Raw genomic sequence first — 8,521 nt, forward strand, 5'->3', positions numbered from 1 at the left:
TCGGCCGCGTGCTCCAGGAACTGCGGCGGTACGAAGAAGCCCTCGACGCCCACCAAACCGCCCGCAACCTGTACCAGCAGACCGGCGACACCCACGGCGAAGCCGCCACCTGGAACAACCTCGGCCGCGTGCTCCAGGAACTGCGGCGGTACGAAGAAGCCCTCGACGCCCACCAAACCGCCCGCAACCTGTACCAGCAGACCGGCGACACCCACGGCGAAGCCACCACCTGGAACAACCTCGGCCGCGTGCTCCAGGAACTGCGGCGGTACGAAGAAGCCCTCGACGCCCACCAAACCGCCCGCAACCTGTACCAGCAGACCGGCGACACCCACAGCGAAGCCGCCGCCTGGAACAACCTCGGCACCGCCTACCGTGGTCTCGAGCGCTTCGAGGAGGCCGTCGCGGCCGGGCAGCGGGCTGCTGAGATGCTGGCCGCGGCAGAGGACTGGTTCCGTACCGGTGAGGCATGGGGCGAGCTGGCCACCACCCTCACCGCAGCCCACGCCGATCCCCAACAGGTGACCGACGCCTGGAACCACTCCGCCACCGCGTACACCCAAGCCGGCGCAGAAGAGGAAGCCACCACCTCCCGCACCAACGCAACAAGCACAGGCGCAGGCACAGGCACCGACACCCCGGAACCGTAACGACCTCCCACCACTCCCCTCGCCAGCAATGCTGACCAGCCGAAGGGGCAGGACAGCCCAACTACGGCGACCGAGTGCGTCAGCCAGCCACCCCAGGCGCGCGCAGACCCGGAATTCACGCGTCAGGCCGGAATGGAGATCTCAGGAAATGCTACTCGATCCAGAGGTAAAGAGCGATGTGGAACGAGTTCGATGGGATTTCGTTCCGCTTGTAAGCGTCGGCCCTCTGCGATTCGGCATGGTGCGAGATCAGGTGATCGACGCCGTCTCTGCTGGCGAGCCAACGTACAGCGAAGGTCCTGCCGCCGGTGGATTCGATTTCTTCTACGAGGCTGGCGTGACGGTCTATTATGACGCGCAGGGCGAATTGGCCTGTGTGGCAGTCGACCCTTTCTGCGGCCCCCTTGTTTCCGTCAGGGGTTTCCAGCTCACACACCGCCTCCCCTCGGAAATTGGCGCATGGATGAGGCGTGGGGAAGCGTGGGAGTTCCGCTTGAACCGACGTGGTGAGCCATCGTTTGAAGAGGTTGGGTTGGTGCTGCGTGGAAAGCAAGGAGGCGACTTCATTCGCAGTCGCCCAGTCTTTGTTTCGCGTGAATGGGCTGCAGGTTTCGCTAACGGAGAAGAAGGATTCATTCCATCGCGGGAGTGGCAAGAATAGGAATTAAATGATTGGACCGGACGGGCGTCAAGACGAAACTGGCGACGGACTGTCGTTCCCGCACTGACGGGCGATGCGTGGCGGCGTTCGTCCCATCACGTCGATGCGGTGGCGGCTGCCCCTCGATGCCCAGGGCCTTGACGCCCCGTGATCCGGCCTACATGCCATGGTTCGAATCGACAGCGAAGACAGAGTGAGTGACAGTCAACTGCCGTTTCGGTGGCAAGGCGCACCGTCTCCGACGGGGTTACGTGGTAAGGGCAGACAGAGGCAGTCGCTGTTGAGGTTCCGGCGTGACCCACATGCCGAATACACCTGAGCCCCAGACGGCGTTCACCGCTGTTCGCGGAGCGTCCAGACGATGTCGTAGTCCGCATGATCGCGGTAGGCCATACTCTCGGCGATGCCGTAGGGGTCGCCCCGTCGTAAATCTCCCGCATCGTCAGCGGCGAACGCCTGCCCTCGTGGAAAGTCCCGCAAGCTCGCCGTCGAACTCGGAGAGGGGTACCGCACCGTGGAACGGACCCAGCCGGCGCAGCCGGGGGGAGGGTTCCAGGCCCAGCTCCTCCACCAGGATGTCCCGCAGCCGCCGGTAGGCCTCCAGCGCGCGCCAGCCGGGATGACCCCGACCCCGCACACGGCTCCCACCAGGATGAATGCGTTTTCGGCAAGGACAAGTGCTCAACCGGGACGCCTGCGCCCCGGCCGACGGTCCGGACTGTGCCCCCGACGCCCCACGCCGCCAGCCGTGAGGTACCTTCGCGCAGGTCAGCCAGTGGTGACAACAGCCCCTCACTGCCCCGCCGTCCAGAACAGGCGTCCCGTGACCAACCCGCCCGACAGCAGCCAGTCCATACAGTCCGTCAGGACCTCTACGGTTCGGATCCGTAGGCGCCCGGTCCTCGCCGCCGTCCTCCTGGCCGCCCTGCTCACCGCCTGCGGTAGCAGCCCCGACGAGCCCGGAGAACACGCTGTGCCCACCAGTCCCGTCGGCTCGGGGGTGGTCGACGGCACCGTGCCGAGCCCGCCCGACCGCACCGTCTCGGGACTGCGCGACGACACCCGCCACGTCACACGGAAGACCACCACGGGCACCCGGCCGCGCATGGTCAAGCGCTGCACGTCCCGTGTAAGGAGGGTCAAGCACACCTCCACCAGCGGCACGGGCCACCGGAAAAGGACCCGGACCTGGTACACCGACGACTCCTACAAAGACTGCAAGAACGTCCAGCAGGGCACCACGAGCTACACCCGTGTCGTGCGCCGGGCGCGCTGGTGCGTCGAACTCGACAATGTCGGCGGCAACTCCACCGAGGACGACGTCTGGTACGAGGTCGAGTCGGACGTCTACCGCAAGGCCACCCAGCTCAAGGAGGGTGCCAAGCTGTCCTTCACTCCGCTGCGCAGGGGCTGCTGACTCACGTAGGCCGGTCGAGGTAGTCCACGTACTCGTGGAGGGTTCCCGTCGAGTCGATCTCGCCTGCGGATCCTCAGGCGCCTTCTCCGCGCCGGGATGTCGATCACTTCGGTCAGCGGGCGGAGTGGAGCGGCCTGGCCCAGGGCCCGGTGTGGCCGATGTCCATCGTAGAAGGTCTCGAACTCATCGAGCACGTGCAGGAGATGGTACTGGTTCCAGATCAGGATCCGGTCGAGGAGCTTGCGGCGGCAGTTCTGGATCCAGCGCTCCATGATGGAGCTCATTCGCGGTATACGGATCCCGGTCTTGGCCACTTCCAGGCCCGCGTCGGCGAACAGGGCGTCGAAGCCGACGCCGGATGAGGAATCTGGCGCGGCTGCCGGCGTCCTCGAGGTCCATGAGCAGGTTCCATCCGAGCTGGACGAGCCAGTCCGCCGTGGGGTGGGCAGTGGCGCCCAGGATCCGGATGCGGCGCGTGGTGTGCTCGATGACGGCGAAGACGTACAGGCGCGCCCCGGTCAGGGTGCGGACCTCGAACAGGTCGCAGGCCAGCAGCGCCTCGGCCTGGCCGCGCAGGAACTCGGCCCAGGTCGTGCTCTGCGGCTCGGGCGCGGGTGGAATGCCATGCTCCTTGAGGATCTCCCAGACGGTGGATGCGGCGCCTTGATCCCGAGGGCCGCGAGTTCGCCGTGGATCCTCCTATACCCCCACGGCGGGTTTTCCCTGGCCAGGCGCAGCACCAGGGCGCGGATCGACCGTACGGTGGGTGGTCGTCCTCGGCGATGTGGTCGGCTCGCCGCGGCGTGGCGGCGCTTGAGTAGATTGCGGTGCCACCGCAGGATCGTGTCCGGCTGCACCAGCAACAGCAGGCGTCGCAGTTTGTCCGCCGGTAAGCGGTGAAGGTGGGCTTGCCGACCTGGCGCTGCAGGGCCAGCAGTTGATGACGGAGCGCGAGGATCTCGATGTCCTTCTCGTGTCCGCTCATCGTCAGCAGGCGCAGGATCGCCAGGATGTTGGTCGCAGCGAGGAAGGCCAGACGCAGCAGCACGACAGTTCATGATGCCGTCCCGACGCCGAGCGGGCGACCAATTCGCGATGATCGCCCCGAGCCGCGTAGATCAGCGATCAAGGCTGTGACCTCGGCGGATGACTATTCGGCACCCGCAGGGCTGCCGGGATGCTGGCCGTGGCAGAGGACTGGTTCCGTACCGGCCAGGCATGGGGCGAGCTGGCCACCACCCTCACCGCAGCCCATGCCGATCCCCAACAGGTGACGGACGCCTGGAACCACTCCGCCACCGCGTACACCCAAGCCGGCGCAGAAGAGGAAGCCACCACCTCCCGCACCAACGCAACAAGCACAGGCGCAGGCACAGACACCGACACCGACACCGACACCCCGGAACCGTAACGACCTCCCACCCCCTCGCCAGCAATGCCGACCAGCCGAAGGGGCAGGACAGCCCACCTACGGCGACCGAGTGCGTCAGCCAGCCACCCCAGGCGCGCGCAGACCCGGAAATCACGCCGCGACCGGCTCACGGACGAGCATCTGCACTCGCCGCGCTCCGACTCGACTGGGCTTGAGGAGGCGGGCGCCGACTCCCGGGCCGATGCCAGGAAAGCTGAGCATGACCGGGGCATCGGGGTGGGTGCGGAAGGTCCGCTCAACCGTCTTGGCGAGCTCGTCGACGGCGTTCAGCCGGACCAGCAGGGCCTTGGCCTGGGTGCCCATCGCTTGCTCCACCGCGGGCAGCTGGCGGGCGGCCGACTGCCGGACCACACCCGTCCCGCCCCGGCAGACACCGTCCGCCGGGCCCGTCAGAGATCCAGAACCTCTAATTGCTATCGAATTAGAGGTGTCGGCGTCGGGAAACGGCTTGCCCACGGGGCCTGACCAGCGGAAACGGCCGGAATCCGAAACAAGGGGTTCACACCTGCGGTAGTACCTCCGGTGCAACCCCGGGCGCACCTCTCCAGCCACCTGTGCAGACACCTGTGGGCGCAACCCTCCCCAGCCCCGAACAGGCCCCGATCAGGGCGGCTTGCCCAAACCGGCTTGCCCAAACCGGCTTGCCCGGACCGCCCGACCATCCTGCAGCGGCAGCTGGGAAGCGTAGCGCGCATGGACCCGGGCCACGGCCGCCAGCAGCTCGCACGTGCGGGCGCAGGGCTTCCACCGTGGCTGATATCCACGGGCCGGCCGGTTCGGCATGACAGCGCCTCCCGATCGGTCAGGACGCCTCGGCGTCCCTTCCGCCGCGGACCGTTGATGACGCTCTTTGAATTTCCCCACCTGGCGCTCAGGGGTTCCCCAGACCTGCTCACCTGTTCCCCGCTCACGGCGCGCTGACCTGCGGACGGATGCCACTCGGGAGGGGCCGCCCGATAAAAGAGCGTCTTGTACCGGGGTGTGTTTGGTGACTAAGGCGCAGGCCTCGGCTTAGCCGTCGGTCGGCTGTTCCAGGAGCCAGGCGCGGACGTCCAACGCCTTCTCGATCTCCGGGTCCTGCGTGGCATGGTCGTGCTCCACCTCGGCGATCTGGCGACGTAGGTCGACGAGCTGGTCGATCGCCGAGACCGCCAGGTCGTGCCGGCCGGCGTCGATGCAGCACTGGGCGTAGCTCTGGAGGCCCCAGACCAGGTCGTGCACATGCGCCTCCGGCAGCGCCTGGGCGAGGTCCATGCGGAGCATCACGCACTCGGCGAACAGGGGCAGCGCCTCCTCGGCCGCGCCGGCGGAACTGACTTGGAGGCCCAGGTCGTGCAGGCTCATGGCAAGGTCCGCGCCGTAGGCCTCGGGTGACCGCTCGGCGAGGGCGCGCCGGATCTGCACCGCCTCGGCCATCGCGGTCAGCGCCTCGGCCCGTCGCCCCGACTGCTGCAGACAGCCCGAGAGGTTGTACAGGGCCCTGGCAAGGTCGTTCTCGTGCACGCCGGGGCGGGCCTCGGACAGAGCGCGGAACAGCCGTTCCGCCTCGGTGATCGCGGCCAGTGCCTCCTCGTGTCGTCCCACGTCGCCCAGCACGATCGCCAGGGTGTTGAGGCCGATCGCCAGTCCCGGCACATGTGCGTCGGGGTGAAGGTCGGCGAGGGCTCGGCGGATGTCAACCGACTCGCTGATCGGGACCGGAGCATCCTCGTACAGCCCCAGCCGGCTGTAGCGGTTCGCGAGGTTGTGCAGGGCGTCGGCGAGGCCGGGCAGGCAGCCCGGTTCCTCCTCGGCGAGGCCGCGCAGCAGGTCGACCGCTTCGGCGAGCGGTGCCAGGGAGTCCTCGTGGCGCCGTAGGGTCGCCAGGCAGGCCGACAGGGTGTTGAGGCTGCCGGCGAGGTCGAGCGCGTACAGCTCGGGGTCCTGGGCGGTGAGGTCGCGCAGGATATCCGTCGCCTCGGTGACGGCTTCCAGCGCCTCCTGGTGCCGTCCTGTGTCACGCAGCCGGTTGGCGAGGCGGTTGAGGCCGAGGGCAAGTTCCGCTCGGGCGGGCTCGATCGGGCTGTGCGCGGTGCTCCGTAGCAGGTCGACGCCTTCGACGACGGCTTCCAGCGCCTCCTGGTGGTGTCCGGCGTCGCCGTGCCGGTCGGAGAGCCCGAGCAGCGCCATCGCCAGGGCCACGGTGTACTGCTCCGGATCGTCCACCGCCGCCTGCCGGTAGCGCGGGATCAGGGCCTCGGCCAGGTCGAGCGCCACGCCGGAGAGCACTTCGGTGCTGACCGGCAGGGCGTTGCCGAGCACACGCAGCAGCTCTACGTCGTCGGACTCGTGTGCGATCCGTGCCAGGGCTGTCAGCAGCGGGGCCGGTGACTCCACGCGGGTGGCCACGGCGACCGCCGGCGCGGCCAGCGTGCGCGCATGGTCGACGCACCAGCGGGTCAGTGTGTCGGCCACCCCGGGTCCGAGGGTGCGGTGTGCGGCGGCGCGGGCGCACACCGTCAGCAGCGAGGTCGCCTCCTCGTACCCGATGTGTGGGATCAGTGTCTCCACGACGCGGCGGCGGTCGCGGTCGAGTACGAGGCGGCCCACCAGCCGTTCGGCGAGCCGGTCGGGTTGGAGGGGCCCGAAGGCCGTGTGCCGGTCAGCCGCGGGGTACAGGCCAGTCAGCCAGGCCCGTACGGCGTCGAGTCGATCCAGCGGTTGGTCGGAGAGGCCGGGCACGCGGGTGAGGAACGCGTCGACGGCCTGCCGATCGGGTGCCCCGAGGAGCGCCGCCGTGGCGATGGTGTCGATGAGGGTGGGCAGGCTCAGCCCTGGCAGCAGGCCCTGTGCGCGGGCCAGTGACTGCCACTGGCGGCGCTCGTGGTCGAGCACCCGGTCCTCGGGCCCGCGCGGTGCTCCGTGGGGCGGTTTGTCCGTCGGGTGCGTGGCGTCGAGCAGGTCGGCCAGTGCCGTCATCTGCACCGCCAGGACGGTTCGGTCCTCCGGGGCCGACCGGCGCTCCGCCCGGCCGAGCCGCGTTGCGGCCGCCGCCCAGTCCGCGTCGGGCATGCCGGGCAGGTCGCGCAGGGCGGCGGCGTAGGCGTCCACAGCCACCGTGTAGGGGTCAACGTCGTTCGGCTCCAGTAACGGCAGCCGGCGTACGACGGCCGTGTCTGTGAGGTCGGCGACGGCGTCCCCCGAGGCGGCCAATTCCTGCCACCAGTCGCCGCCGGTACGGGCGAGCAGCAGCACCTTGACGCGGCGTCCCCGGTGCGCGAGTTCGCTGAGCAGCGCGGCGAGTTGGTGGACTCGTCCCTCGGCGTAGTCGACCACGACTAGCGTCGGCACGACCACGTCGGCGATCACCGACAGCTGCTCGGGAGTGGCAGTGGCCCGCGGCCACACCACTGCCCAGGCGTCCCCGGCGAGCCGCTCGCCGAACTGCTGGGCCAGGCGGGTCTTGCCCTGTCCGCCGGGGCCGTGCAGCAGCCACACGCCCGTGCTGGGGAGAGCCGCCCAGGCCAGCAGCTCCTCCAGCTCTTCGTCCCGGCCGAGGAACGGTACGACGGCGCGGCGCGCGGTGAGCAGACCGGCAGGGGTGGGTGCCGTTGCTCCCCCTGGCGACGGATCGTCCAGCTCACGCAGTTCCACGCCCCGGCACACGGGCGATCCGCCGTGCTCGGCGAGTCGCGCGCGGAACTGGGGGTCGCGCAGCAGCACGTAGGCCGGTACGGCCTCCAGCGCGGCGTGCGCCCGTCCGGCCGGGTCTGCGGCGATCACGCCGGTCAGTAGATCGCCGCAGAACACGGCGGCTCCGGACAACCCACCCCACGGCGACGGACCCTCCGGCGGGTGGCCGTCCATCTGCATCACGTAGCGGTCGCCGACCATCTGGTCCCCCGCGTTGATCCGCCCAGACAACTGGCTGACCTCCACGGGCCGATCCGGGCGCTGCACCAGGTTCGGCACGCCCCAGCAGGCGCAGGAGATGCCGGTGCGGTGGGTGACGGTGCGCCCCCAGGGCACAGCCTCGCTGGTCGGCACCCAGTGCGGATCGTCGAGCAGCACCAGGGCCGCGTCGTCGCGCCCGCCCGGCGTACCGCACCACACGACGGTCCCCGCGAACTCGCCGGGCCGTCCGGGCCGGAACGCCGTGACCGCGCGGCCCTCGGCCCGCGCCACATGACCGGAGGTCAGCACGAGGCGCGGGCCCACGAGGTAGCCCGAGCCAGGACCATGCGAGCCGGTGACCGCCACCACCCTGTCCCAGTTCACGCCCGCGCCTCCTAGATGATCGATTCCAAGGGATCGCCTGCGCGCATAGAAGGAGGGAGTCCAACGTCAGTGTGTGAAGACAGAGTTGGACTCCCTCGCGACCG

General features: G+C 69.2%; 8 protein-coding genes. 5 read left to right on the forward strand and 3 right to left on the reverse strand.

Translation table 11 applies throughout. The features are described 5' to 3' along the window. A partial coding sequence (locus tag ACFU6I_RS46695; protein WP_384380153.1) for a tetratricopeptide repeat protein occupies window positions 1-650 on the forward strand: 650 nt, incomplete at its 5' end. A 148-nt stretch (window positions 651-798) separates the two neighbouring features. Beyond that, complete coding sequence (locus ACFU6I_RS46700) at window positions 799-1,311, forward strand: hypothetical protein (RefSeq protein WP_384380156.1); 513 nt, start codon at window positions 799-801, stop codon at window positions 1,309-1,311. 442 nt (window positions 1,312-1,753) lie between these two features. Here the strand turns inward: ACFU6I_RS46700 and ACFU6I_RS46705 are convergent, their stop codons facing one another. Further along, entirely contained in the window at window positions 1,754-1,948 is a 195-nt protein-coding gene (locus ACFU6I_RS46705) for a BTAD domain-containing putative transcriptional regulator (protein ID WP_384380159.1), read from the reverse strand. Between the two features lie 336 nt (window positions 1,949-2,284). On the opposite strand from ACFU6I_RS46705, the gene ACFU6I_RS46710 reads away from it, so the two are divergent. From ACFU6I_RS46710 to ACFU6I_RS46720, 3 genes are all read left to right on the forward strand, one after another. Next, window positions 2,285-2,728, forward strand: a complete 444-nt coding sequence (locus tag ACFU6I_RS46710) for a hypothetical protein (protein WP_384380162.1) — start codon at window positions 2,285-2,287, stop codon at window positions 2,726-2,728. A gap of 158 nt (window positions 2,729-2,886) precedes the next feature. After that, window positions 2,887-3,090, forward strand: coding sequence for a hypothetical protein (locus ACFU6I_RS46715; RefSeq protein WP_384380165.1), 204 nt, complete (start codon window positions 2,887-2,889; stop codon window positions 3,088-3,090). 815 nt (window positions 3,091-3,905) lie between these two features. Further along, window positions 3,906-4,139, forward strand: a complete 234-nt coding sequence (locus ACFU6I_RS46720) for a hypothetical protein (protein WP_384380168.1) — start codon at window positions 3,906-3,908, stop codon at window positions 4,137-4,139. A gap of 111 nt (window positions 4,140-4,250) precedes the next feature. Here ACFU6I_RS46720 and ACFU6I_RS46725 read toward each other — a convergent pair whose 3' ends face one another. Then, window positions 4,251-4,463, reverse strand: coding sequence for a hypothetical protein (locus ACFU6I_RS46725; RefSeq protein WP_384380171.1), 213 nt, complete (start codon window positions 4,461-4,463; stop codon window positions 4,251-4,253). Between the two features lie 708 nt (window positions 4,464-5,171). Beyond that, the gene (locus ACFU6I_RS46730; protein ID WP_384380174.1) at window positions 5,172-8,417 is read right to left on the reverse strand and encodes a tetratricopeptide repeat protein; all 3,246 of its coding nucleotides are present in this window, start codon (window positions 8,415-8,417) and stop codon (window positions 5,172-5,174) included. Between the last annotated feature and the right edge of the window lie 104 nt (window positions 8,418-8,521).

The sequence above is a fragment of the Streptomyces sp. NPDC057486 genome (assembly GCF_042802415.1).
Classification (GTDB): domain Bacteria; phylum Actinomycetota; class Actinomycetes; order Streptomycetales; family Streptomycetaceae; genus Streptomyces; species Streptomyces yanii.